The following is a 25,230-nucleotide window of genomic DNA, read 5'->3' on the forward strand; positions in this document are numbered from 1 at the left end:
GCTCGGGGTACGGAGGGGGCTATGCGGCAGCCGCGGTGTGGGTGCCGTAGCGGAGTCCGTCGACGAGCAGGGCGATCATGCGCTGGGTGTAGCCGTGGTCGTCCGGTGCGACGATGTCGCTCAGCGCACGCAGCAGGTCGTACGGGGCGACGTCGGAGCGGATGTCGCCGGATGCGGCGGCAGCGTCCAGCAGTTCCGTCACGACGGGGACGAAGCGCTGCTGGAAGTAGGCGGGCAGGCTTTCGTAGGCGGGGTCGCCGGAGTGCAGGGCGGCTTTGAGGCCGCGTTTGGCTGCGACGAACTGCGCGAAGCGCCGCAGCCACCGGGTGAGGGCCTCGACCGGCTCGTACTGCTCGGCGAAGGCGGGCGCCGCCTCGGCGCAGGCGTCGACTTCGTGGCGGAAGACGGCGGCGATGAGGTCAGCGCGCTGCGGGAAGTGGCGGTAGAGGGTGCCTGCGCCGACGCCCGCCTTGGCGGTGATCTGCCGCACGGGGGCGTCCACACCGGAGGCGGTGAACACCTCGGCGGCCGCGGCGAGCAGGGTGTCGATGCTGCGTTGCGCGTCGGCGCGCAGGCGCGGGCGGGGCCGCCCTCCGTCCGTCGGGCCGTCGTTCACGTAACCCCTCCTTGCTAACCGGAACAGTGTTCCGTATCGTTGAAGTCGAACGATGTTCCGCTTGCGCGAGCATATCGCGCCGCGCGAGGTGCTGCCCGCCTCAACCATGGACCACCTCGACGACCTCCTCGCCGGCGCCGGGATCCCCCTGTCCGACGACGTCCTCGACGAGATCGACGCCATCGTGCCGCCCGGCACCGACGTCGGGACGCTCGACATGGCTTACGACCCGCCAACCATCGCGCAGGCCCCGCTGGCCGCCGCCCGGCCGACGAGCGCTCCGCCGCCTGACCCGTCCCCGGCAACGGCGGCCGCCGCGCATGACACAGGTCCAGGACGCCGTCCACCGAGGCCGCCCCTGCTCGGTCGGGTGCGGACGGCGGGATCGGAGAACGGCCGCGGGCGCCGCGGCGTGCAGCGCCATGCGGGACGCAGACCGATGACGCGCGTGTGGCGGCGCCCGGCCTGGCCGTGGTGGGGGCCGCGGCTACGCAGATCGCGGGTACGAACCACCGGAAGGCCGGATGGCCGGACCGCCGGATGGCCGGACCGCCGGTTCCTCCGGTCACGGACGTACGCCTTACGGGCGGGGTGTCTTCTCGCCGTGCACGGCCGCGTATTCGGCGGCGAGCCAGGGGCCCAGGTCGTCGATGAGGGTGCTGAGTACTGCCGGATCGGCCGAAGGTGCGCGGCCGACGGTCGCGGCGGTACGCATCTGGTCCGCATGCTCGGGGTAGTAGCGGGCGAAGAGTTCGGCGGACTCGTTGAGGTCGCTGGTCCAGCCGCCCCAGCGAGGCATGATCAAAGTGAATCCCGTGCGCACGACGCGACGGGCGACGACGCGGCTGAGGGCCCGGCGGTCGGCGTCCGTTACGGCTTCGGCGGCTCGGGTGCGCCAGCGCTTCAGCGCGAGGGCGAGGTCGCCGTTCGTCTCGCGGGCGAGCTCGCTCGTAGGGCGGTAGCGAGGAAGCCGTTCGGCGAGATCGGGGCCGAGCAGCGGGGTGCACAGGCAGGCGACGAAGAACCCGGCATCGTGGCGTTCGAGGTCGCTGAGCAGAGCACGCGTGCTGGTCAGCAGGATGCCGACGCCATCGATCTGGGGGAAGGCGTGGTCGAGTGCGACCTCGATCGCCGCGGCGTCGGCGCGGTCGGCTTCGGTGGGCTCGTCGTGGAGGGCGAGCTGGAGGTCGAGGTCGGACACTCCGGGGACGGCCGTGCCGCGAGGAATGCTGCCGTAGATGTAGGCGCTGTGCAGCCGCGCGCCGTCGAACGTCTCGGCGATCCGAGTGCGGGCGGCGCCGACAACGGGGGCGAACGCTTCCGGCACCCGGTCCAGGGCGCCTTCGCGTGCGATCGTTCCGTCACGCGCCAGCCCTTGTTCGCTCATGAGGTCCCTGTGCCTTGTGGTGCGGTGCGCTGCCCCACCGTCGTCCTGCCGACGCCGGCGCGCCCTCCGACGAGCAATACCTCCACCGACGCTATCACCCGGGACCGGGCCGGTTCCCGCGTCCGGGGAGATCCCGGGAGGGCAGCCGCGGCATGACCACACTGACGGCGGCCACCCAGAGCCGGAACAGGAAGGGAGCCCTGGGAATCGTCCCCCAGCATCCGCCCGGCAGACCGTCGGAGGCAGGGCGCACCGAAGCATCGGGCGGTGCGCGCATCACACCAGCCGGCCTTCTGGCCGGGGGTGAGCTTGTGGGTGCGGCTGGCGTGGAAGCCGGTGATGACCACGGGATCGCGTACGTCGCTGTCCAGGCCGCGGAAGCCGAGGTCCGCCAGGTCCCCGAGGCCGGCGGCACCCAGGTGGGCGGCGCCTGGGCTGCGAGCAAGGTTGACAGGTCGGCGAGCCGTTTGTACTGCGGGCGCAGTAGCCGCCGAGGTCGTACACCCGCTGGGAGACGGCCGGGCCCGCTGCCCCCTCCTCCCGCTCGGCGAGGTCCGCGGCGAGCGCGAGCCCGTGGCACCCGTCCGGCCGGCCGCCGTACCGGCCCGTCGAGAGGCGCACCCCGCCGCCGGGGACCGTGAAGTCCGCGAGCGTGACGACCGGTTCCGTGCCGTCGGCGAGGGCGACGAGTTCGTCGAGCGAGCCGGCGCCGGCGACGTCGAGCGCGTGGTCGATCCGGGGGATGCCGCGGGCGCGGACCCGTTCGGCCGGACCGGGCGTAGGCGACCGGGATCGCGCCGAGACCGGCGAGGGAGTCGTGGCTGCCGGGGCGGCCGGTCCCGATCACGCGGGCCCCGCGTGCCACCGCCGGCCGCACGGCGGCGCTCCCGACGCCGCCCGCCGCACCGCCGATCAGCAGTGTCGTGCCCTCGGCGGGAGATCGCCCGCCGCGTCGGCCGCGGGCGTCGCCACGGTCCACCGGCACTTCCCGTCCCGCGCCGACCTGGTCACCGCGGTCAGACAGCCGCAGCTCCGCACGGCACGGCCGCCCGCACGGCGCTCCGACGGGGCCGGCGAAGCCTCACACCGCCTGCACCGGATGCCGCACGACGGCGTCGAACAGATACCCCTGGGTGTTGTGGACGGTGGTGTCGGGCTGGGTGCGCCCCGTGCTGTCGGTCGCCCGCGCCAGCAGGGTGTACGCCCCGGGCGTCGGCGGAGTCCAGTCGGTGGACCAGCGGACCCAGCCCGCCCGGCGGGGGGCGTCGTGGAGACGGGCCCGGTTCCAGGTGGTGCCGCCGTCGGTGCTGACGTCGACGCGGACGACGCCGCCCGCGCCGGACCAGGAGCGGCCGGTCAGCCGGTGTTCGGCGGCCGCGGCGAGGGGCGCGTTCCAGGCCAGCTCCCAGGCGCTCTTGAGGGTCTGCCGGGTCAGCGGGGCGCTGCCGCCCTCGGGGTAGGAGGTGCCGAACAAGCGGTAGAAGTCCGTGTTCCAGGGCGAGTAGAGCGGCTGGGCCGCGACCTCGATGTCCCCGACCCACTTGATCGACGCGATCCCGATCCAGTTCGGCACGAGGACGCGGACGGGGTACCCGTGGTCGTACGGCAGCGGCTCGCCGTTCATCTCGTAGGCGAGGAGGACGTCGTCGAGGGCCTTGGACAGCGGCAGCGGGCGTCGGACGCGGCCCAGGTCGGTGCCGTCGGCGGTGACGTAGTCGGCGTCGAGGCCGCGCGGGAGGACGTCGACGGCACGCGGGCCCAGGCCCGCGTGCCGCAGGACGTCGGCCAGGCGTACGCCGCGCCACCGGGCCGTGCCGATCGCGCCCAGCGTCCAGGCGGTGCCGCTGACGCTCTGGCCCTGCTGGCTGGTGAAGAAGCTGCGGCCGTTGCCCGCGCACTCCACGAACGCGGTGCGGGTGACGGCGGGCAGGCCCTTCAGGTCGTCGAGGGAGAACACGGCGGGGGTGGTGCCGGTGAGGCCGTCGCCGTGGACGGTGAGGGTCCACTCGGCGGCGTCGAGGACCGGGGTGGAGGTGTGGTTGCGGACGAAGAAGCGGTCGTTGGGGGTGTGGTAGCCGGTGTCGGCGAGAGAGGCGAACTTCGTCTCGGCGTTGGTGCCGCGGACGGTGAACCGGTCGTCGGGGAGGGGCTTGACGATGCCGGGCGCCGTGGCCGCCGTCGCGGGGGCGGCGAATGCGGGGGCGGCGGCGGTGGCGAGTCCGGCGGCGGCGAGGAGGCGGAGCATGTCGCGACGGGAGACGCCGTCGGCGCGGGCCTCGCCGGCCAGCCACTGGCGGAGTCTGCGGCGGTCGTAGGCGGATTCGGAGACGGACGCGGGCATAAGTCTGCCTTTCTGGAGGCGGGGGTACCGGGGGACGCCTGCGTCGGACGGGGCCACCGCGTCAGGGCGTCGAGGCGTCAGGGCCTCACGGCGTCGGGAGACGGTCCCGTGTCCGGGGGCGGGGCAGGCGGAGGGTGCGGAGGATCAACAACAGCGCGGCGCGGGCACGCGGTACCGCGAAAGGGCGGGGCGGCGTCGGCTGGGGATCATGAGGCCATCGTAGGAGGGGCGGGGCCGCCTCGGCAGGTGTTCGGGCTACTTGGTCCATCGATTCCGTCGTCACCTGCGGTCAGCGATCACAGGACACGAGAGGCGATGCTCCTCTCACCGCAGGAGGTCCGACCCGCGGACCGGTCCACGGCAGCCGTCCGCCGGCGAGCCGGTTCGGCTCATGTCACTGTCCGGCGGCGTCCGTCCACGCCAGGATCTCCGCAGCGCCCCGGCGGACGGCTTCTGCCGGCTCCCGGGCGAGCCGCCCGCAGATCGTCGCGAGGTCCGGCACGCCGACCGGTCCGGCGAGCGCGTCCCGCACGCCGGTCTGCGTCCAGTCGGCCTGGCTGTCGTCGGCCGCGGCGACCGCGAGGGCGATGAGCCTCATGGCGTCCGCCGTCCCCACCCGGGTCAGGGCGTGTGCCGTGTGCCGGGTCACCGCCGTGTCCTCGGCGTCCAGCAGCAGCCTCGACAGCGCTTTCGCCGCCTCGGGAACATCGGCGGAGGAGGCCAGGGCGCGTCCGGCACGCACACGTCGCGACCACGAAGGAGACGCGGCCCCGGCCAGGGCCGTCCGCAACCCGCTCATCGTTTCCGACACGGTCGGAGGATCTCATGCCCTCGACGGGGTGCCCCGCCGACGCCGCCCGGGCGGCACGCCGTACGGCGGGCCACCGAGGGGGCGAGACAGGTCGACGGCACGGTCACCGGGACCGGGACCGGCCCGGGCGTCGGCGTGCGCCGGACCGGGCCGGTGTCACAGGTCGCCGTGCACCGCCTGGCCGTCCACGAGCGTCAGGACGGGCCGGGCGGAGCTGACCGCTTCCAGGTCGGTCAGCGGGCGGTCGAGGACGACCAGGTCGGCACGGCGGCCGACGGTGAGCGTGCCGACCTCGTTCTCGGCGTGGTTGGCGTAGGCCGAACCCGCCGTGTAGGCGTCCAGCGCGACGTCCAGGTCGAGGGCGTGCTGGGCCTCCAGGGGGTCGGTGAACACGGTGTCGCCGACCGCGTGCGGGTCCTGGCGCGGGCCGAGGCGGGTGACGGCCGTGTAGATCGCCCAGAAGGGGTTGGGGTCGGTCACGGGCCAGTCGCTGCCCATGGCCAGCCGGGCGCCGGCCGCCTTCAGCTCCTGGAACGGGAAGTGCCGGGCCTCCCGTTCGGGCCCGAGGAGCGGCAGCTTGCGTTCCACGATCTCCTTGTCACGACGGGCCCACAGTGCCTGGATGTTGGCGATCACGCCGAGTTCGGCGAAGCGCGGGACGTCGGCGGGGTCGACCACGTCCAGGTGCGCGATCTGGTGCCGGTTGTCGTGTCCGGGGTGGGCCCGCCGGGCCGCCTCGAGCGCGTCGAGGCACTCGCGTACGGCGCGGTCGCCGACGGCGTGCAGGTGGATCTGGAAGCCGCGGCTGTCCAGCTCGCGGCAGATCTCCCGCAGTTCCTCGGGGTCGATGAAGGACGCGCCGGTGCCGGCGCCGTGGTGGACGTCGCCGTAGTAGGGCTGGAGCATGGCGCCCGTACAGTTCTCGCACACTCCGTCCTGCATGACCTTCACGGAGACCGGCCGGAAGCGGCCGACGGTGGTGGTGGCGCGGCGTTCCTCCAGGGAGTCGAGCTGGCCGAGGCCCTTCTCGGCGGCCCACCACAGCGCGCCGACCACCCGCGCGGTGAGTCTGCCGTCGGCGGCGAGCCGCCGGTAGACGGGCAGCGGGTCGGGCATGCCCCACAGACTGCCGACGCAGGCGTCCTGCCATCCGGTGACGCCCATCGCGTGCAGGTGGCTCTGGGCCGCCAGGAGCGCCTGCTCGGCGAACTCCTCGCTGATCGGGGGCAGCAGGTCGGTGACGAGATCGCCGGCCCGCTCCACCAGCACGCCCGTGGGCACACCGTCGGCATCGCGGTTGATGCGGCCGTTGACGGGGTCCGGAGTGTGCTGGTCGATCTTGGCCAGCTCCAGGGCCCGGCTGTTGGCCCAGACACCGTGACAGTCGTGGCTGACGAACACCGCGGGCCGGTCGGGGACCAGTTCGTCCAGGATCGTCCTGGACGGGAGCCCGCCCGGGAAGGTGTCGCCGTACCAACCGGTGCCGTTGATCCACTCCAGTTCGGGATGGTCGTCGGCGTAGGCCCGGATGGTGGCGCGGTACCGGTCGAGATCGTGGGGCAGCCGGGACAGGTCGCAGGTCAGCAGTTGCACTCCGGCGGCCATCGGGTGGACGTGGGCGTCGGTGAAGCCGGGCAGCACCGCGGCTCCGCCCGCGTCGACGATCCGGGTGCCCGGACCGGCCAGCTCGGCCAGTGAGCCCTGGTCGAGGGCGGTGATCCGTCCTGCGGTGACGGCCAGGGACGTCATGCCCGGCCGGGGGGTGCGCAGGTCGGCGTTGACGACGACGAGGTCGGGGTGGGCGGTGTTCATGGCGGTCCTCTTCTCCGTACTGCGGTCTATCGTGCGGCTGCCACGCGGACATCGGGCCGCGTCGCCTGTGCGCGTCGGGCGACGAGCCGGTAGAGGCATCCGCTGACGGCGAGCCCGACGAGCCAGGCGAGGTCGATCCCGCCGATCGCGGTGGCCACCGGACCGACGTACGACGGCAGGACGACGAAGGGGATCTGCACCAGCAGACCGACCAGGTAGACGCCCAGGGCCGGGATGTTCCAGGAGCCGTACGGGCCGCCGTCTGGGGCGAAGAAGGCGTCGACGTCGTAGTGCCCGTCCCGGATCAGGAAGTAGTCGACGAGGTTGACGGCCGACCACGGCACCAGGACGTAGAGGAGCACGGTGATGAAGTTGGTGAACGAGGTGATGAACCCGCTGGAGGCGGCCAGGGCGACGGCCGCTCCGAGGACGTGCAGGACGCCGGAGGTCACCAGGCGTGCCTTCAGGCCGGGCAGCCAGCCGGGCTTGAAGGTCTCGGCGAGGGTCAGGGTGTTGAGCGTGGCGCAGTAGACGTTGCCGGCGTTGCCGAGGGCCGACGCCCCCGCGAAGGCCAGCAGGATCGTGGTGGACAGTCCGCCGGTCAGGGAGGCGAGCCCGCCGACCACGTCGTCGCCCTCGGCGACGGCGCCGACGAGACACCCCAGGGCCATGACGAGCACGGCACTGATCACGCTGCCTCCGTACGTGGCCCAGAACGCGCCGCGCGCCCCGGAGTCGGCCGGCAGGTAGCGGGAGTAGTCGGACACGTAGGGGGCGTAGGCGATCTGCCACACGGCACCCACCGCGATCATGGAGACGAAGCCGGTGGTCGTGAAGGCGCCCGCGCCGAGCGCGCCGTCGGGCACGCCGGAGACGAGGATCCAGGCGAACGAGGCCACCACGAGCAGTCCGATGGCGACGGCACTGACCGTGATGATCAGCTTGATCAGCCGCAGACCGACGACGGTGATGGCCATGCTGAGCACGGCCGCTCCGGCGACGGCGGCGGTGGGGTCGACCGAGGGCAGGACGCCCTGCAGGGACTGCGCCCCGACCACGAGGTTGGAGATGTAGAACCCCAGGAACATCACCGTCGCGACCAGGACGACGAGGGCGGCGCCCTTCGTCCCGAACTGGCCTCGGGCCTGGATCATCTGCGGTACGCCCAGCCGCGGCCCCTGCGAGGCGTGCAGGGCCATGAAGACGCCGCCGACCAGGTTGCCGATCACGACGGCGAGCACGGCCCAGCCGAAGGGCAGCGCGAAGGCCGTGGTGGCGAGGGCGCCGGTGACGACGGTGAGGGGCAGCATGTTGATGCCGAGCCAGATACCGAAGACGCCGCGGGCGGTCCCGGTGCGCTCGGAGGCGGGGATGGGGCCGATGGTGTGCTGTTCCAGCATGCCGGTGGTCTCGGCAGCCACTGGGGGTCCTGTCCGCGCCGGGGCGGTCGCGGGGGTCCTGTCGGTTGTCATGAGAGTGCCTTTCGGTGCGGTGCGGCCGCCGCGCCCACCGGCGCGGCCGCCTCGCGGCGGGCGACGGTCATGCCGACGGCCCCGACGAGCAGCAGCACGGCGACGGTGCCGAGGGTGAAGGCCTCGAAGGAGAGGCGGGAGACGCCCCAGACGTCGCGGAAGACGTAGTCGATGCCGAAGAGCCCTTCCAGGACGCCGGGGAAGAGCGCCGACCAGGAGCCGACCAGGATCCAGGCGTAGACCAGCACCGCGCAGGTCAGGAACCCCGGGTCGCCGAAGGGGACGCGGTAGGGCCGTACGACGTCGGGGCGGCGCAGCCGGAGGACGACCAGCGCGGGGACGACCACCAGGTAGGACAGCAGCAGGGTGGTGACCGCCACGGTGAGCACGACCGCGAAGACGGCGCCCGCGTCGCCGTCGGCGAGTCGCATGGCGGCCAGCATGAACACGGTGGCCACCGCCCCGGAGAGCAGGTTGGTCCGCACGGGTGTGCCGAGCCCGGGGTGGAAGGCGCCGAGGGAGCGGGTGAAGAAGGCGCCGTCGGCGGCGGCCATGGCCTGCATGCGGTCGCTGACGATCATCCATGCGCTGCCCTGGGTGAGCAGGGCGAAGACGAACATGACGGCGGTGAGCGTCAGCAGGGGGCCGGCGGCGCCGCCGTAGACGCCGAAGACGAGGCGGGCGCCCTCCATGAAGCCGCCGATGCCGGTGACCTTGTGCGCGGGTACCACGGCCAGGAGCGCGAGGACCGGCAGCAGGTAGCAGCAGGCGGCGATGGCCGCGGAGCGGCCGAGGGCGGTGGGTACGTCGCGCCGCGGGTCGTGCATCTCCTCGCCGGCGGCGTTGGGGGCCTCGAAGCCGACGTAGGCGAACAGCAGGATCGGGACGAGGGCGAGGAAGCCGGCCGTGGTGGGGGTGAACCGGGTGTCGGTGAGTCCGTGGAATCCGTGCTCGATGCCGTAGAGCACGGCGGTGAGGGTGAACAGCGCGAGGGCGAGGACCTTCACCAGCGCGCCGGCCGTGGTGATCCACTTCCCTCGGCGCAGGGAGACGACGGCCGTGAGGATGGCGGTCCACACGAACAGCAGCTTGAAGACGTAGTCGGCGACGGTGCCCGAGCCCAGGGGGAAGACGAAACCGTCCCAGGTCTCGGCGGCGAGGAAGACGAGGGAGCCACCGAGCCAGATGGGGTTGGTGACCCAGTAGAACAAGGTCGTGAGCGCCGCCGCGGGCCGGCCGAGGGCCAGCTTGACCCACACGTACGGGCCGCCCTCCTGGGGGAACGCGGCGCCGGTCTCGGCGAACAGCAGGGCGTAGGGGATGAGGAAGAACAGGGCGACGACCGCCGTCCAGGTGGCGGCCTCGCCGCCGCCGGTGGCGATCTGTCCGACGGTGTCGAAGGAGATCACGGCGGCGACGGCCATGGCGGTGATGTCGAAACGCTTCAGACTGCGCTGCAGACCGGTGGCGGTGTCCGGTGTGCGCGGGTCTGCGGAGGTCAGCTGGGAGGACACGGGCAGTTCCTAGGACGGGGAGAGGGGACTGCGAGAGGGCGCGTGCGGGCGCGGCGACGGCGTGGGGTTCCGTGTCGGGTGGTGCTGGGCGGGGAGGCCCGGTGGTGCGCCGGGCCTCCCGTGGGTGAGGTGTCAGGCGGGGCGGATCTCGCCGCGGGCGTCGGTGCGTTCCAGGACGCCGCGCAGGGCGCAGGCCGCTTCCTTGGCCTCGGCCTCGGTCATGATCAGCGGCGGGGACAGCACCAGGCTGTGGGCGGAGTCGCGGACGATGACGCCGGTCTCGCGGCGGATGACGTCGTGCGGCATCCGGTCGGGGTTCAGGGGCAGGGGGGTGCGGGTGGTGCGGTCGGCGACGAGTTCGACGGCGAGCATCATGCCGACGGAGCGGATCTCGCCGACGATCGGCAGGTCGCCCAGCTGGGCCTGGAGTTCGGCGTGGAGGAAGGCGCCGAGGCCGGTGGCGCGGGCGAGCAGGCCCTCCTTCTCGATGATGTCCAGGTTGGCGAGGGCGACGGCGGTGGCGACCGGGTGGCCGTTGTAGGTGTAGCCCATGGGGAAACCGTGGTCGCGCAGCAGGACCTCGGCGACGTGGTCGCCGACCAGGAGGGCGCCGAGCGGGACGTAGCCGGAGGTGATGCCCTTGGCGGTGACGATGATGTCGGGGGTGACGCCGAAGTACTGGGCGGCGAACCACTCCCCCACGCGTCCGTACGCGGTGACGACCTCGTCGAAGACGAGCAGGATGCCGTGCCGGTCGAGGACCTCGCGCACCCGCGGCCAGTAGTCGGCCGGCGGCACGAGCATCCCGCCGACGCCCATGATGGGCTCGCCGATCATCGCCGCGATGTTCTCCGGGCCGATCTGTGCGATGCGCTCCTCCAACTCCCGGATCAGGAAGTCGGTCGGGTCCTCGCCGCCGTACAGCTCGGTGCGGTACGGCCACGGCGGGGTGAGGTGGGAGACGTGCGGCATCATCGGGGCGAAGCCCTCGTGGTAGAGGGGGAAGCCGGTGGCCGAGCCGCCGCCGTAGCCGATGCCGTGGTAGGCCTTGCTGCGCGCCAGGATCCAGGTCCGGCCGCTCTCGCCGCGGCGGTGGTGGTAGTAGCGGGCCATCTTGATCGCGGCCTCGTTGCCCTCCGAACCACCGGAGGTGAAGTACACGTGGTTCAGCGGGTCGGGGGCCAGGGAGGCCAGCCGGGAGGCGAGCGCGATCGCGCGGTCGTTGGAGAACTCCCAGAAGCTGGTGAAGTACTCCAGCTTCTTCATCTGCTCGTGGGCGATGTCGGCCAGCTCCGTGCGGCCGTGGCCGACCTGGGCGAGCCACAGGCCGCCGGTGGCGTCCAGATAGCTCCGGCCCTCGGAATCGGCCAGGCGACAGCCCGATCCCTCGGTCATCACGACGCGCTCGGTGGCGCTGCCCGGCAGGTAGGGGTGGATGATGTGCGCTCGGTCCAGGCGGGTGAGGTCGGCGGCGTCGAGGGTCATGGGGGGTGCGTCCTTTGCTCGGTGACGGTGGCGGGTGCGGTGGCGGGTGCGGTGGCGGCCGGGGCCGGGGGCCGGGGGCCACAGGAGGCCAGGAGCCGCGGGAGGCCGGGGCCAGGGAGGGGCCGGGTGGGCGGTCGTCGGCCCGGTCAGCCGTAGGCGATCCAGGTGGTCTTCAGGCCGGTGTACTTGTCGAAGGAGTGCAGGGAGAGGTCGCGGCCGTGGCCGGACTGTTTGAAGCCGCCGAAGGGCGTGAAGGGGCTGAGCGCGTCGACGGTGTTGACGGAGACGGTGCCCGCCCGGAGGGCGTCGGCGACGCGGTGGGCACGGCCGAGGTCCCGCGTCCACACGGACGCGGCCAGGCCGTAGGCGGAGTCGTTGGCCAGGCGGACCGCCTCCGCCTCGTCGCGGAAGGGCAGCACCGCCAGTACGGGGCCGAACAGTTCGTCGCGCACGAGCGGGGCGTCGGGGGTCAGGCCGGTGACGACGGTCGGGTCGAGATAGGCGCCGTCGCGGTCGGGGCGGGTGCCGCCGCACACGAGCGTGCCGCCCGAGGAGCGCACCGCGTCCAGGACGCGTGTCACCTGGGCCCCGTCGACCAGCGGGCCGAGCCGGGTGGCGGGGTCGAGCGGGTCGCCCGGCAGCCAGGTGCGGGCGTGCTCGGCGACCCGGGCCGTGAACTCCTCCGCGACGGACGCCTCGACCAGCAGGCGGGTGTTGGCGGAGCACACCTGTCCGGCGTTGTAGGCGAAGCCCCAGGCGGCACGTTCCGCGGCGGCCTCCAGGTCGGCGTCGGCGAAGACCAGGTTCGGGCTCTTGCCGCCGGCCTCGGGCCACACCTGCTTCATGTTCGACTCGGCCGAGTAGGCGAGGAACCGCCGGGCCACGGCGGTGGAGCCGGTGAACACCAGGGTGTCGACGTCCGGGTGGAGGCCGAGGGCGCGGCCGGTCACCTCGCCGGGGCCGGGGACGACGTTCAGCACGCCGTCGGGAAGTCCCGCCTCCGCGGCGAGTTCGGCCAGCCGCAGCGCCGACAGCGGTGACTGCTCGGCGGGCTTGAGCACGACGCTGTTGCCGGCCGCCAGGGCGGGCGCCAGTTTCCAGCTCGCGAGGTCGAGCGGGAAGTTCCAGGGCACCACCGCGCCGACGACGCCCAGCGGGGCGCGGCGCACCAGGGCGAGGTTGCCGGGCGGGGCCGGCGCGACCTCGTCGTAGAGCTTGTCGACGGCCTCGGCGTACCAGGCGAACACACCGGCGGCGCCGGGCACGTCGGTGCCGTACGACTCGGCGATGGGCTTGCCCATGTCGAGGGTGTCGCAGAGGGCGAGCTCCTCGCCGTGGGTCTCGATGAGACGGGCCAGCTCCAGCAGGACCCGCTTGCGTTCCGCGGGGGCGGTGCGCGACCAGCGGCCGTCCTCGAAGGAGGTGCGGGCCGCGGAGACGGCCCGGTCGACGTCGGCGGCCGAGGCGACCGCCACCTCGGCGGTTGTCCTGCCGGTGGCGGGGTTCACGGTGGGGAGCCACCGGTCGTCGCGGGGGTCGGTCCACGTTCCGTCGATGAAGAGGCGCGTGCGGGGCGCGAGCTCGGCGGCACGCTGCCGCCAGTGCGAGTACGTCGTCATGCGGTGGCCTTCGATTGCGTTGTGGGACCCGGGCGAACCGACGCCCGTCCGGGTCTCGTGGCCGGGGCCGGGTGGGAGGTGCTGCCGCGGAGGCCGGGCAGGGCGGGGCGGGACAGCTCCGCGCAGGAGGTCCGGACCAGTTCTTTGAGCTGAGATTCAAACAATCGGTGAACCGGTCGTCAATGCTCTGGGCGCGAACTTCTTGCGGAAAATGGTCCGAGTAACAGAGAATTAACCGCCATGGGCAAAGTCGGTAGACCACGCAACCAGACGGCGCGCAGAGAAGCCCTCGTCTCCGCCGCGGGGCGGGCCATCGCCGAGCGCGGGCTCGAGGGCCTGCGCATCAAGGACATCGCGGACGCGGCGGGCGTCTCCCAGGGCTCGGTGCTGTACTACTACCCGGAGCTCGACGACCTCGTGCTGGAGGTGCACCGAGGAGCGGTGGAGGGCTTCCTGGCCTCCCGGCAGCAGGCGTACGACGGAGCGGCCGCCGGCGATCCCGCGGCGAGACTGCGCGCGCTCCTCGACAGCGGCCTGCCCGACACCGCGGAGGACCCCGTCCACGGGCTGCTCTACGAGCTGCACCGGCGCGCCGGCCGCAGTCCCGGCCATGCCGAGCTGATGACCTCCCTCTTCGCCCGGGAGGTGGCGCTCTACACGACCGCCCTGGAGGTCGGCGCGGCGACCGGGGTGTTCTCCCTGGCCGCGTCCGCGCACGATCTGGCGCACGGGCTGGTGGCCCTGGAGGACGGCTACGGGCTGCACATCGTCAGCCACAACGCGGCGCTGCGCCCCGACAGGGCCCGGGGACTGGTCCTGGCCCATGCGCGGGCGGTGACGGGCTGCGCCGGCCTGTAGGGCTCGACGGCCTGCCGGGCGCGACGGCCTGTCGGGCTCAACGGCCTGTCGGGCGCGACAGCCTGCCGGGCGCGACGGCCTGCCGGGCGCGACAGCCTGCCGGGCGCGACAGCCTGCCGGGCGCGACAGCCTGCCGGGCGCGACAGCCTGCCGGGCGCGACAGCCTGCCGGGCGCGACGGCCGCCGCACGGGTCCCTCCCCGGGGAGTGTCCGCCGGTTCAGACCTCGGTGGACCGGGCGGCGATCTCCCGCAGCAGGTCCATCACCGCTCGCGCGCGGGCCGTCTGGGTCACGCCCCCCACGGAGGCGATCTTGACTTCGAGCGGGGGGCCGCCGTCCAGGAGCCGGAGTTCCGCGACCTCGCCGCCGCCGTAGGTCTGACTGGTCGCCGGACGCTGGTTGAGCACGGAGTATCCGAGTCCGCGGGCCACCAGGGAGCGTACGGTCTCGTAGCTCTGGGTGCGGTAGCGGACATCGGGCGCGGTGCCGGTGGCGGCCACCAGCGAGTGGAAGTAGTCGCGGCTGTGGGGAAGGTCCAGCAGGACGAGCGGTTCCGTGGACAGCTCGGTCAGCTCCACACTGCCCCGACCGGCCAGCGGGTGATCGGCCGAGACGATGACGTAGGCCGGGGCGCGGGCGATCGTCTCGCCGCGCAGTTCCGGCTCGGCCGACAGACCGAGGCCGTAGGTGAGGGCGAAGTCGACGCGCCCCGCCGCCAGGGCGTCGACGAGCCGGTCCGTCTCCGCCTCCACCACGTCGATCTCGATGCCCGGATGGCGTCGGGTGCACTCACTGAACAGGGGCGGCAGGTAGTAGGGCGCCAGGGTCACGAAACAGCCGACGGCCACCGGCCCGGAGAGGGCCTCACCGTCTCCCCGGGCCTCCCGTTCGACCTCCCGGGCGCGGGCCAGCAGATCCCGCGCCTGCTGTTGCAGCCTCTCCCCCGCGGGCGTCAGGGTCAGCCCCCGGCCCCGTCGGCGGATGAACAGCTGCACCTGGAGGTCCCGCTCCAGGTTGTAGACGGCCGCGGACACGGCGGACTGGGCGATGTGCAGCTCCGCCGACGCCTCCGTCATGGATCCGCGCTCGGCGGCGACCAGGAAGTAGCGCAGCTGAACGAGGGTGAAACCCAGCGGTGACGTCATGCCAGACCCTTGTGCCCGGTGAACCGTGTCCGGGCCCGACCCTATGCGGCGGTGCCTCCGACACGCTCGCGGGGTGCGTCGGGGACGTCCTCGGGGCGCAGCAGCGCGGAACCGGCGGTCTCCTTCAGGGACAGGGCGGCGACCAGGCCGCCCACGGCGAACACCATCAGGTACGGGCCGGGCACCAGTGTGCTTCCCGTCACCGAGATGAGCACGGTCATCAGGTAGGGCACGGTGCCGGCGAACAGCGCGGCGGTGATGTTGTAGGCGACGGACAGTCCGCTCTGACGGGTGCGGGTGGGGAAGATCTCCGCCGACCACACCGCGTAGGTGCCGAGGATCGCCGCGAGGATCACGCCGAGCAGCAGACCGGCGATCCACGTTCCGGCGAGCCCGGTCCGCATCAGGAGGAAGGCCGGGGTGGAGACGACCAGCAGGGCCGCCGTCGCCCCGACGAACACCGGCTTGCGTCCCACGCGGTCGGACAGCATGCCGAACAGCGGCACGAGCACCAGCCCCAGCAGCGAGATGACGGTGGACAGCAGGGCCGCGCTGTCGGCCGAGTGGCCCAGGTGGTCGGTCTCGTAGGTGACGAGGTAGGTCAGCACCGCGTAGAAGGGGACGTGCATGGCCGCCATCAGGCCCGCCGCCTGGAGCAGCTGCCGTTTGTGGGAGCGCAGCAGCTCCCGCGCGGGGCTGCTCGGGACGGCGCCGCCCGCTTCGAGCGCCCGGTACTGCGGGGTGTCCTCGATCTTGTTGCGGATGATGAAACCGATGACGCCGAGCGGTGCGGAGACGAGGAAGGGGATGCGCCAGCCCCAGGAGGTGAGCTGGTCGTCGTCGAGTCCGGTGGACAGCAGCAGGAAGACGAACGAGCCGGCGAGGAAGCCGAGCAGGGAGCCGACCTCCAGCCAGCTCACACCGAATCCGCGACGGCGGCGCGGCGCCGTCTCGGCGAGGAAGCCGGCCGCGCTGCCGAACTCGCCGCCCGCGGCGAAGCCCTGGACCAGGCGCAGGACCACCAGGAGCACCGGGGCGGCGATCCCGATCGACGCGTAGCCGGGAAGCAGACCGATCGCCAGGGTCGCGCCGGACATCATGAAGATGACCAGGGACAGCGTGCGCTTGCGGCCGATCCGGTCGCCGAGCGGTCCGAACACCAGGGCGCCGACCGGCCGGATGCCGAACGAGACGGCGAACACGCCGAACACGGCGAGCAGTCCGGTCGTGGCGTCCCCGGCCGGGAAGAACACGGTCGCGACGGTACCGGCGAGATAGGCGTAGGCCGCCCAGTCGAACCAGTGCACGAACACGCCGACGGCTCCCGCGGCGACGCTCCTGCGCAGTGCCGCCGCGTCGGTGGCGGGCTCGGCCTCGGTCGCCGTCGGGGCGCCGGTCTTACAGGTGGGCATACGCGCCTCCTTGTGGGGATGGATGGAGAAGCCGGAGCTGTGCGGGTGCCGCCGGCGCCGTGCCCTCAGAGCGCGGGCGGGCCGGTCGGGGAGGCGGGGCCGGTGAGCTCGCGGAGTGGCGCCCAGGTCAGCGCGCCCGGGCCGCGCGCCCAGGGCCCTCGTCTCGGCTCGCGCCCGCCCGCTTCCGTCACGCCGCCCCTCCCCCGGCCGGCGCGCCCCGGTCCACGCCGGTCCAGGCCAGCGCGACCGCTCCGTCGAGGAGGGCCCGCTGTGCCGGCCCGCCCACGCAGTGCGCGGCGAACTCGTGCTGGTGGTTGGTGGCGGGCAGCGAACCGATGCCGATGTAGGGGTGGATGGCCGGCACCACCTGCGAGACGTTGCCCATGTCGGTGGAGGCGCGGTTCATCCGTGCGGCCCGGCCGGGCGGCGCGAACTCCCGGCCCAGGGCGAGGGCGTTCGCGCGGTAGTGCCCGAGGGCGGTCTCGTCCGCGCGGAACTCCGCGTACGGCTTGCTCTCCGGCTCGATCTCCAGGGCGCAGCCGGTCGCGAGGGCACCCGCCTCGAAGGCCCGCATGACGCGTGGCTCCAGCTCGGCCAGTTCGGCGAGCGTCTCGGCCCTGACGTACCAGCGTCCGGCCGACCGCTCCGGGATGGCGTTCGGGGCGTCTCCGGCGTGCGTCACCACGCCATGCACGCGCGCCGAGGCCGGCAGCTGCTGGCGCAACAGCCCGATGGCCACCTGGGCCACGGTGAAGGCGTCGGCCGCGTTGATGCCGGCCTCCGGGTAGGCGGCGGCGTGCGCGGACTTCCCGGTGTAGGAGATCCTGGAGTGGCTGACCGCGAACGGGCGGGCCTCGGCGACGTCGACCGGCGCCGGATGCACCATCATCGCGAGGTCGACCCCGGCGAAGGCGCCCCGGTCGAGCATCTCGATCTTGCCGCCGCCGCCCTCCTCGGCCGGGGTGCCGTAGACCTCGACGGTGAGGCCGGCGTCGTCGGCGACGGCGGCCAGGCCGAGCGCGGCGCCGACCGAGCTCGCCGCGATGAGGTTGTGCCCGCACGCGTGACCGAGGCCGGGCAGCGCGTCGTACTCGGCGCACAACGCGATCCGGACGGGCCCACTGCCGAACCGGGCGAGGAAGGCGGTCTCCAGGCCCAGGTAGGACGAGGTGACGTCGAATCCGGCGCGGTCCAGCAGCTCGGGTACGGCGGCGGCGGCCCGGTGTTCCTCCCAGGCGGTCTCCGGGTCGGCGTGCAGCCGCTCGGACAGGCCGATCAGCTCCTCGGCATGACGGTCGACGGCCTGCCGGGCCGCCCTTTTCAGCGCGCCCCTCACCGGTCGCCCGGAACGCCGTACGAGGGGGCGGAGGCGGGGTCGAGTCCGCGCCGCACATAGTCGTCCCGCTGCGGCAGCCAGACGTCGAGGAGCTCACCGAGCCGGTCCACGGGGTCCTCGGCCCAGTCCACCCGCAGGTCGGTCACCCGCCAGCCCACGTCCGCGACGACCGTTAGGCCCGCGGAGTACACCGGCCCCTCCTCGCCGCCGGCCGCGACGGCGGCCTTCATCGCGGTGAGCAGCCGCTGCTCGAGCTCGCCCGTGGCGGCGGAGTACGCGTCGAGGAGAACGCCGGGGATGTGTTCGCCGGACAGCATGTTGCCGGCCGCCACGGCGCCGTCCGCGGTGGCCGAGGCGTGCCTGCCCAGCGTTCGCGAGCCGCTGTGGGCGAAGCCGGGCCCGGAGCGGCCCAGCACGGTCAGCTGACGGTAGGCGATGGTCGTGGCGTTCCGTGCCGCGCCGGTGACGTCGGCCAGGGCGCGTTCCGCGTCGCCGTGGTCCGTCAGCGCGTCCAGCAGGCTCGTGCCGAGTGTGGGGTCGGTGATGTTCTGCGAGGCGGCCGCGCCGACGCCGGGCCGCAGATGGGCGACCCGGGCGGCGACCGCCGGACTCGACGAGCTCGCCGCGACACCGAACCGCTCACCGTCGCGGACCACCAGGGAGAACGTCATGCCCGGTCCTCCCCGGGGATGACGGCGACGGCGTCGATCTCGCAGAGCCACTCCGGGCGGGCCAGCGCCGACACCACCAGGCCGGTGGAGATCGGGTGGACGCCCTTGGTCCAGCGGCCCACGGTGCGGTACACCGCCTCGCGGTAGCGCGGGTCGACCAGATAGATCGTCAGCTTGACCAGGTGCTCCATCCGGCTGCCCGCCTCTTCGAGCAGCGTCCTGATGTTCGCCATCGCCCGCTCGGCCTGCGCCTCGGCGTCGCCGATGCCGACCGACTCGCTGGTGTCGAGGTCCTGGCCGATCTGGCCCCGGACGTAGACGGTGTGTCCGGCGACGACGGCCTGGCAGAGGTCGTTGTCGAGGTTCTGCTCGGGATAGGTGTCACGGGTGTTGAACGGCCGGATCCGGGTGTGCCCGCCGGCGACGATCGGGGCCTTCACCTGGCGGCCCTCGCTCGTGGAGGTCATCGTCCGCTCCTCAGTCGTTCCGGGTCGCCGGCGCGGTGCCGGGCCGGTCGGTGGTGCCGTACGCGAGGTAGCCCCGCCGGGTCGCGATGTGGTCGGCGACGTACCGGGCGTCGTGCCAGACACCCCAGATGAAGCTCGACCCGCGCCGGGACAGCCAGGGCAGGCCCAGGAAGTAGACGCCGGGCTCGCGGGACACTCCGCGGCGCTGGTCCGGTCGGCCGTTCTCGTCGAACGCGTCGACCTCGAGCCAGCCGTAGTCGGCGGCGAAGCCCGTCGCCCAGACGATCGAGGTGACGCCGGCCTCGGCGAGGTCGAGCTCCAGCCGGGGGTCGGTCACGCATTCCGGGTCCGGCCCGAGGACGTGGGCCTCCGGCTCCTCGGGGAGGTCGAGCCCGTTGCGCTCGACGTACGCGTCGGCCGCCCGCAGGAGCGCGAGGTACTTGGCGTCGCCGAGCGCGATGTTCGTGGCGAGATCCGGCGCGAAGCGCAGGACGCCGTCGTCGTGGGACACGGTCAGGCCGACGAGCTCGATGCCGGTGCCGGCCAGGGCACGGAAGTCCACGGTGTGGCCGCCGCGGGCCCCGCTGACCGCGATGGTGACGTGTTCGGCACCTTGGGGAGGCGTCTCGGCGTCCCAGAGCCCGAGCACGCCGAGCCACCAGCAGAAGTCCCGTCCGCGGTATCGGCGGGGAGGACGGTCGTGGGGACCGACGGAGAGGAGGACCCGGCGACCGGACCGGCGCAGTTCGTCGGCGATCTGGACCCCCGAGGAGCCGGCCCCGACCACGAGGACCGCGCCCTCGGGCAGTTGCTCCGGGTTGCGGTACCCGCTGGAGTGGATCTGCACGGGGACGGCGCCGTCCGGGACGACGGGCGGGATCACGGGCCGCTGGAACGGTCCGGTCGCCGCCACGACGAAGCGCGCGTCGAGGGAGCCCTCCGACGTCTCGACCCGGAAGCCGGGCCGGCCGGCTTGCCTGCGCACCCTGGTCACCTCGACACCGCACCGGACCGGGGCGGCGATCTTGTCGGCGTACGCGGCGAAGTAGTCGGCGACCTGTTCCTTCGAGGCGAAGGCGTCGGGGGCGACGTCGGGGAACTCCAGCCCCGGGAACCGGTCGTGCCACGCGGGCCCGTTCGCGACCAGCGAGTCCCACCGCTGCGAGCGCCACTGCTCGGCGATCCGGTGCCGCTCCAGGACGATGTGCGGTACGCCGTGGGCTCCCAGGTGCTCGCTCATCGCCACGCCCGCCTGGCCCGCCCCGACGACGACCACTTCGGTTTCTTCACTCGGCACTTCAGCCTCCACTCAGGCGGTAGTCCATCCCGGTGTCGCGTTGACTGTGCTACCGCACGAGTCATCCTGGGGCGCGGCTGAAAGCCTGTCCAACAGATGTTTCCGCTGTAGGCGATCTGATTTTCAGATGTGGGAGGGTCGGTCGCCGGCGCGGCGAGCGACGCACCGCCGGCCCAAGCGCGGCGGTCCGACGAGGACCGGGCCTTCCGTCTCGACCGCACCGCGGACGTACGGGCCCTGCCCGGCTCGTCCGGGCCGCCCGCGGGTGCCGGTCCGGCACAGCCGGCTGCCGGCGTGGCAGGCGGTTGTCTGGTGTTCACCGACCCCTACGTCCGCGACCTGCTGCCGGACTGGGAGACCACCAGCCGCCGCTTCCTCGCCGAGCTCCGCGCCGAGGCCGGGCCCCGCCTGGGTGACCTCGCCCGCTCCCCCGCCGTCCAGCGGCTGCTGGACACCAGCGAGACGTTCCGTGCCGCCTGGCAGGACCACCGGATCGAGGGCTTCACCTCCCGCCCGCGCGTCTTCCACCACCCTGCCCAAGGCGTCCTGCGCTGCGAACACCACCGCCTCGCCCCCGCCGACCACCCCGACCTGCATGTCGTGGTCTACACCTGGCACCGCACGCGGACACCGACGCGTGGCCCGTGAACACGCCTGTGGGAACACGCCTGCGTGAACACGCCTGACCGAACATGCCTGAGCAGCGGGAGCGAGTGCCGCTACGCGGAGGCCACGACCTCCCCTGCCGTGATCTGGGGAGGGTTGGGGAGCAGGGACGCGAGGTTGTCGCGCACGAATTCCGCCGCTCTCGAGACCGATTCCTCGACACCGGCCCGGTCCTCGAAGACGCTGGTCGAGACCATGACGCCGTCGCCGGCGTCGACCCAGTAGTAGGCCACGAAACCGGGGATCCGGCGCACGAGCGGCAGGAACCCCTCGTTCACCAGGCGCCCCGCCTCGGCCGGATCGGTCACCCCTTCATACCTCCGGACTGCTGCGTACACGGCTGTTCTCCTCACGAGTTGCGGGTCCGTCCTTCGCTGAGACGCCATACCCGCTGCGACAGCCGGCGCTCGCGAGGCGTCCGACGTTCATCACCAAAGGCCGCCCGTGTGATCCGAACGGCGCTGCGCCCGTCCGGCCTCGATGACACGCGCGGCCACACGGCCGGGCTCCTCCGAACGTGGGGATCGCGTGGAGTCGGGAACCTTCACCACTCCGCACCACCTCCCATCCAGCCACGGGCTCCGTTTATTTGACCGAACGGTCCAGACTCCACTAGGGTTTTGACGTGCCCAGGACCAAGGAATTCGATCCTGACGCCGCGTTGCAGTCGGCTCTCGAGCTGTTCTGGCGGCGCGGCTACGAAGCGACGTCGCTGACGGACCTCGTCGAGCATCTCGGCATCGGCCGTGCCAGCCTCTACGCGACCTTCGGCAGCAAGCACGAGCTGTACCTGAGGGCCATGGACCGGTACACCGAGACACGCGACCCGCTCCTCCTGGCCGAGCTGTCCCAGCCGGGCCCCGCACTGCCCGCGGTGCGCGCGGTGGTGCGCCGCTTCGCCGCGGAAGCGGCCTCCCCGCAAGGGGTCGACGGCTGCCTCGTCACCAACACCGCGGCCGAGCTGGCCCCGCACGACCCTGCCGCCGCCCGCCGGGTCGAGCTCAGCTGGGAGCACGTCGAGACCCTGCTGCACTCCGCGCTCGTCCGCGCCCAGGCCCAGGGCGAGCTGGCAGAGGACCGCGATCCACGCGCGCTGGCCCGCATGCTGCTCGTCCTGCTGCAAGGAGTCCGGATCGTCGGCAAGGCGTCGAGCGATCCCGCCCGGGTGCGGGACGCGGCGGAACAGGCGCTGGCCCTGCTGGACTGAATCACTGCCGCCGCAAGCCGTCGGGCGCGCTTTCCCATGCCCGAATACTGAATCGATCGGTCAAGAACAGGGGTGACATGACCGCAACCAGTACCGTCCGCGTCGCCACCACGCAGCACCGATACGCCTTCGTCCTCCTCGGCGGCGTCCAGACCACGTTGATCTTCACGCTCGCCGCGCTCGCCGTGCCCTTACCCCTCATCGGGCGCGAATTCGACCTGCGGCGCGCCGACCTGATCCTGCTCAGCGCCGCCTACGGGCTGACCTTCGCCGCGCTGCTGCTCTTCGGCGGACGCCTCGCCGACCGTTACGGCGGGCGGCGCGTCCTCACCGCGGGCCTCGTCGTCTTCGCCGCCGCCTCGGCCGCCGCCCCGCTCGCTCCCGGCTTCTGGGGACTGCTCGCGGCGCGCTCGGCCCAGGGCACGGGCGCGGCCCTCATCGCGCCGGCCGCCATGGCCGTACTGCGCGCCGTCCTCCCCTCCGCCACCGCGTACGGCAGGGCGATGGCCACCTGGGGCGGGCTCTCGGTACTCGGCGCGACGGCGGGAAACCTGCTCTCCGGCGTCTGCGCGCTGCTCTCCTGGCGCTGGACCTTCGCCGTACCACTCGTGGTGGCGGTCGCCGCCCTCGCCCTGGCGCCCCGGCTGCTTCCGGACACCGCACCGAACCGGGGCAGGTCCCTCGACCTGCCGGGTGCTCTGCTCGCCACCGCCGGGATCACCCTCGCCAGTTACGGGCTCGTCGTCACCGACGCCCGCCCCTGGGCGTCGGCCGACGTGCTCGCGCCGCTGCTCGCCGGGACCGCGACTCTGGCCGCGTTCTGGTACGCCGAGCGCCGTGCCCGCGACCCGCTGCTGCCACCGCGCTTCCTGCTCGACCGGCGGCGGGCCCTCGCACTCGCGGCCATCGCGCTGAGCGCCTGTGCCACCGCGATGACGTTCGTGGTCCTCTCGCTCCACCTCCAGCAGGCGCGCGACTGGTCACCGCTGCGGACCTCGGCCGCCTTCGTGCCCTTCGCCGTCGTGCTGATCGCCTCGGGCCGGGCGGCAGGGCCGCTCATCGGCCGGTACGGGGCCCGAGCCGTCACGACCGCCGGGCTCGGCACGGGCGCTGCCGGGCTCGCCCTGCTCGCGCTCACCGGGACCGACGCACACATCCGCTACGCGTACGGACTGCTGCCGGGCCTCGTACTGCTGCCCGCCGGCACCGCCGCCTCCTTCGGCGGAGCCGCCGTGCTCGCCACCGAAGGCGTGCCGCGGCAGCGGACCGGGCTCGCGGCCGGGGTGCTGAACACCGCGATGGAAGTCGGCCCGACCGTCTTCTTCGCCGTTCTGCTCACCCTCGGCAGCGACGCCTGGTCCCTGGCCGCGACGGGGGCCGCCCTCGCCGTCGTCGCCCTCCTGCACCACCGCACCACGTGATCCGTCACCCGGGCACGTGATCCATCACCCAGGCACGTGACCTTCACCCAGGCACGTGACCATCATCCAAGGGAGCCGACGCAATGAACCGCTTCACAGGCAAGACAGCCCTCGTCACCGGCGCGGGCTCCGGGCTCGGCCGCGCCATCGCGCTCGCCTTCGCCGCCGAGGGCGCGTCCGTGGTCGCCGCGGGACGCACCGAGGCCTCTCTGGACGAGACGGTCGGCCTCATCGAGGCCACCGGCGGCACGGCCGCCGCCGTCACCACCGACGTCACCGACTCCGGCCGGCTCCAGCACCTGGTCCGCGAGAGCGTGTCCCGCTTCGGTGGACTGGACGTCGCGGTCAACAACGCCGGGATACTCCGCGCCACCGTACCCGTCGGCGAGGTGAGCGAGGAGGACTGGGACGCGGTGCTGCGGACCAACGTCACCGGCGTCTGGCTGGCCATGAAGCACGAGATCGCCCACATGAAGGAGAACGGCGGCGGCGTCATCGTCAACATCTCCTCCAACCTGGGCGCACACCTGCGCGTCCCGAACACCGCCGCGTACCTCACCTCGAAGGCAGCCGTCTCCGCGCTGACCCGCGCCGCCGCTCTCGACCACATCCACCAGGGCATCCGCATCAACGCGGCGAGCCCCGGCGCAGCCGCCGCTCCCATGTCGCTGCGGCCGGGCGAGACCGAGGCCGACCGAGCCGAGCGGGTCAAAACGGAGAACCCGCTCGGCCGGGTCGCGCAGGCCGAGGAGGTGGCGGCGGCGGTCCTCTACCTCGCCTCGCCCGCGGCCGGCTCGGTCGTGGGCACCGACCTGGTCATCGACAGTGGAGCATCGGCCTGACGGCTCGTGGGCGCCGGCGGCACGCTCCCGGTCAGGGACCGTCGTGACGGCGTCGGACGGGTGATGCCTCACCCCTGAGCGAAGGGGCCGCCCCGGCGTGACCGGCGGTGCGCGTCGTGCCGGTCGGCGGCGCAGCGGAAGCGGCAGGCCTTCGCGGGCCGGCTCAGCGGGACGCGCCCGCGGGCCACAGGACGCGCACCGCGGTCGCCTGCCGCTCGGCGTGGGCGACGACGTCGGCGGTGCCGCCGTACCCCCGGGCGGGCCGGCCGTCCCATACGGCGAGGAGTTCGTCGACCAGGCCCACGAGGATTTCGCTGCCGGCCATGTAGGCCTGGGGGTCGGAGGCGGTCATGCCGGTCGTGTGGACGTCGGCGGCCTGCCCCACCAGCCGGTCGTAGGTGGCGTGCTGCCAGTCGGGAAGGCTGTCGCGGTACTCGGAGGCGGGGACGACGACCTCGATGCGTCCGCCGTGGTCGAGGACGGCTTCGGCGAACCAGGAGTCGGGGCCGTCCGCGACGCACGAGACGCCGACCAGCTCGGCCGGGGCGTACTCCGCCACGGCCGCGGCCAGCAGCGCCCGCACGCGCCGGGCGACCTCTTCGCTCAGGCCGCGGTGCCCGGTGATCCCCACCCGCATGTCCCTCACCCCTTCTCACGGACAGACGCCGTGCGGGCCTCGTCGAAGTCCCGCACCGCCTTCGGCGGGTACGACAGTGCCAGGGAGCGCCGCTCGGCGCGAGCCCTCCCGACGATCCTCCCCGCACGTGCCGCGGGCCTGCCCGCGGTGCCCGCCCGGCCGGGGAGAGCGCGCCCTCGGTCTGTCGCGCCGTCAGGTGCCCGGCGGCGGCGTC

General features: G+C 73.2%; 22 protein-coding genes and 1 pseudogene. 6 read left to right on the plus strand and 17 right to left on the minus strand.

Annotated features, from left to right (window positions below):
• Positions 1-19: 19 nt before the first annotated feature.
• Entirely contained in the window at positions 20-616 is a 597-nt protein-coding gene (locus tag ACFV9M_RS30585; RefSeq protein ID WP_385067868.1) for a TetR/AcrR family transcriptional regulator, read from the minus strand.
• Between the two features lie 103 nt (positions 617-719).
• Between ACFV9M_RS30585 and ACFV9M_RS30590 the strand changes: the two are divergent.
• Positions 720-907, plus strand: a pseudogene (locus ACFV9M_RS30590) (aldo/keto reductase); the annotation flags it as partial.
• A 289-nt stretch (positions 908-1,196) separates the two neighbouring features.
• Here ACFV9M_RS30590 and ACFV9M_RS30595 read toward each other — a convergent pair.
• The 8 genes from ACFV9M_RS30595 to ACFV9M_RS30630 all read right to left on the minus strand — a co-directional run bounded on the left by ACFV9M_RS30595 (position 1,197) and on the right by ACFV9M_RS30630 (position 13,057).
• Positions 1,197-2,003, minus strand: coding sequence for a nucleotidyltransferase (locus ACFV9M_RS30595; protein WP_385067865.1), 807 nt, complete (start codon positions 2,001-2,003; stop codon positions 1,197-1,199).
• A 1,081-nt stretch (positions 2,004-3,084) separates the two neighbouring features.
• Positions 3,085-4,344, minus strand: coding sequence for a sulfite oxidase (locus ACFV9M_RS30600; protein ID WP_385067862.1), 1,260 nt, complete (start codon positions 4,342-4,344; stop codon positions 3,085-3,087).
• Between the two features lie 394 nt (positions 4,345-4,738).
• Entirely contained in the window at positions 4,739-5,086 is a 348-nt protein-coding gene (locus ACFV9M_RS30605) for a hypothetical protein (RefSeq protein WP_385067859.1), read from the minus strand.
• Positions 5,087-5,311: 225 nt separating this feature from the next.
• The gene (locus ACFV9M_RS30610) at positions 5,312-6,967 is read right to left on the minus strand and encodes an amidohydrolase (RefSeq protein ID WP_385067856.1); all 1,656 of its coding nucleotides are present in this window, start codon (positions 6,965-6,967) and stop codon (positions 5,312-5,314) included.
• A gap of 26 nt (positions 6,968-6,993) precedes the next feature.
• Positions 6,994-8,388: a purine-cytosine permease family protein gene (locus ACFV9M_RS30615; protein ID WP_385067854.1), complete on the minus strand. Its 1,395-nt coding sequence runs from the start codon at positions 8,386-8,388 to the stop codon at positions 6,994-6,996.
• Positions 8,389-8,435: 47 nt separating this feature from the next.
• Positions 8,436-9,953 (minus strand): APC family permease, encoded by a 1,518-nt coding sequence (locus tag ACFV9M_RS30620; RefSeq protein WP_385067851.1) that lies wholly within the window; start codon positions 9,951-9,953, stop codon positions 8,436-8,438.
• Positions 9,954-10,085: 132 nt separating this feature from the next.
• Positions 10,086-11,438, minus strand: a complete 1,353-nt coding sequence (locus tag ACFV9M_RS30625; protein ID WP_385067848.1) for an aspartate aminotransferase family protein — start codon at positions 11,436-11,438, stop codon at positions 10,086-10,088.
• A gap of 146 nt (positions 11,439-11,584) precedes the next feature.
• Complete coding sequence (locus tag ACFV9M_RS30630) at positions 11,585-13,057, minus strand: aldehyde dehydrogenase (RefSeq protein WP_385067846.1); 1,473 nt, start codon at positions 13,055-13,057, stop codon at positions 11,585-11,587.
• Positions 13,058-13,297: 240 nt separating this feature from the next.
• On the opposite strand from ACFV9M_RS30630, the gene ACFV9M_RS30635 reads away from it, so the two are divergent.
• Positions 13,298-13,915 (plus strand): TetR/AcrR family transcriptional regulator, encoded by a 618-nt coding sequence (locus tag ACFV9M_RS30635; protein ID WP_385067843.1) that lies wholly within the window; start codon positions 13,298-13,300, stop codon positions 13,913-13,915.
• Positions 13,916-14,133: 218 nt separating this feature from the next.
• Here ACFV9M_RS30635 and ACFV9M_RS30640 read toward each other — a convergent pair whose 3' ends face one another.
• The 6 genes from ACFV9M_RS30640 to ACFV9M_RS30665 all read right to left on the minus strand — a co-directional run bounded on the left by ACFV9M_RS30640 (position 14,134) and on the right by ACFV9M_RS30665 (position 20,243).
• Positions 14,134-15,060, minus strand: a complete 927-nt coding sequence (locus tag ACFV9M_RS30640; RefSeq protein ID WP_385067840.1) for a LysR family transcriptional regulator — start codon at positions 15,058-15,060, stop codon at positions 14,134-14,136.
• Between the two features lie 41 nt (positions 15,061-15,101).
• Positions 15,102-16,472: an MFS transporter gene (locus ACFV9M_RS30645; RefSeq protein WP_385067838.1), complete on the minus strand. Its 1,371-nt coding sequence runs from the start codon at positions 16,470-16,472 to the stop codon at positions 15,102-15,104.
• Between the two features lie 187 nt (positions 16,473-16,659).
• Entirely contained in the window at positions 16,660-17,808 is a 1,149-nt protein-coding gene (locus ACFV9M_RS30650; RefSeq protein ID WP_385067836.1) for a M20 family metallopeptidase, read from the minus strand.
• Positions 17,805-18,479: a DUF1028 domain-containing protein gene (locus ACFV9M_RS30655; protein ID WP_385067834.1), complete on the minus strand. Its 675-nt coding sequence runs from the start codon at positions 18,477-18,479 to the stop codon at positions 17,805-17,807. Before ACFV9M_RS30655 ends, ACFV9M_RS30650 begins: the two co-directional genes overlap by 4 nt.
• A complete protein-coding gene (locus ACFV9M_RS30660; RefSeq protein ID WP_385067833.1) occupies positions 18,476-18,946 on the minus strand; it encodes a RidA family protein in 471 nt (156 codons plus the stop codon). Before ACFV9M_RS30660 ends, ACFV9M_RS30655 begins: the two co-directional genes overlap by 4 nt.
• Before the next feature lie 10 nt (positions 18,947-18,956).
• Positions 18,957-20,243, minus strand: coding sequence for a flavin-containing monooxygenase (locus tag ACFV9M_RS30665; protein ID WP_385067831.1), 1,287 nt, complete (start codon positions 20,241-20,243; stop codon positions 18,957-18,959).
• A gap of 129 nt (positions 20,244-20,372) precedes the next feature.
• Between ACFV9M_RS30665 and ACFV9M_RS30670 the strand changes: the two genes are divergently transcribed.
• Positions 20,373-20,891 carry a hypothetical protein gene (locus ACFV9M_RS30670; RefSeq protein ID WP_385067829.1) on the plus strand — a complete coding sequence of 173 codons (519 nt, stop codon included), beginning with the start codon at positions 20,373-20,375 and terminating at the stop codon, positions 20,889-20,891.
• A gap of 71 nt (positions 20,892-20,962) precedes the next feature.
• Here ACFV9M_RS30670 and ACFV9M_RS30675 read toward each other — a convergent pair whose 3' ends face one another.
• Positions 20,963-21,247 carry a hypothetical protein gene (locus ACFV9M_RS30675; RefSeq protein ID WP_385067826.1) on the minus strand — a complete coding sequence of 95 codons (285 nt, stop codon included), beginning with the start codon at positions 21,245-21,247 and terminating at the stop codon, positions 20,963-20,965.
• Between the two features lie 287 nt (positions 21,248-21,534).
• Between ACFV9M_RS30675 and ACFV9M_RS30680 the strand changes: the two genes are divergently transcribed.
• The 3 genes from ACFV9M_RS30680 to ACFV9M_RS30690 all read left to right on the plus strand — a co-directional run bounded on the left by ACFV9M_RS30680 (position 21,535) and on the right by ACFV9M_RS30690 (position 24,379).
• The gene (locus tag ACFV9M_RS30680) at positions 21,535-22,116 is read left to right on the plus strand and encodes a TetR/AcrR family transcriptional regulator (protein ID WP_385067823.1); all 582 of its coding nucleotides are present in this window, start codon (positions 21,535-21,537) and stop codon (positions 22,114-22,116) included.
• Between the two features lie 77 nt (positions 22,117-22,193).
• A complete protein-coding gene (locus ACFV9M_RS30685; RefSeq protein WP_385067820.1) occupies positions 22,194-23,537 on the plus strand; it encodes an MFS transporter in 1,344 nt (447 codons plus the stop codon).
• Positions 23,538-23,620: 83 nt separating this feature from the next.
• Positions 23,621-24,379 (plus strand): SDR family NAD(P)-dependent oxidoreductase, encoded by a 759-nt coding sequence (locus ACFV9M_RS30690; RefSeq protein ID WP_385067817.1) that lies wholly within the window; start codon positions 23,621-23,623, stop codon positions 24,377-24,379.
• Positions 24,380-24,542: 163 nt separating this feature from the next.
• On the opposite strand, the gene ACFV9M_RS30695 is transcribed toward ACFV9M_RS30690, so the two are convergent.
• Positions 24,543-25,016 carry a hypothetical protein gene (locus ACFV9M_RS30695; protein ID WP_385067815.1) on the minus strand — a complete coding sequence of 158 codons (474 nt, stop codon included), beginning with the start codon at positions 25,014-25,016 and terminating at the stop codon, positions 24,543-24,545.
• Positions 25,017-25,230 lie beyond the last annotated feature (214 nt).

Source organism: Streptomyces sp. NPDC059895 (assembly GCF_042731035.1).
Classification (GTDB): domain Bacteria; phylum Actinomycetota; class Actinomycetes; order Streptomycetales; family Streptomycetaceae; genus Streptomyces.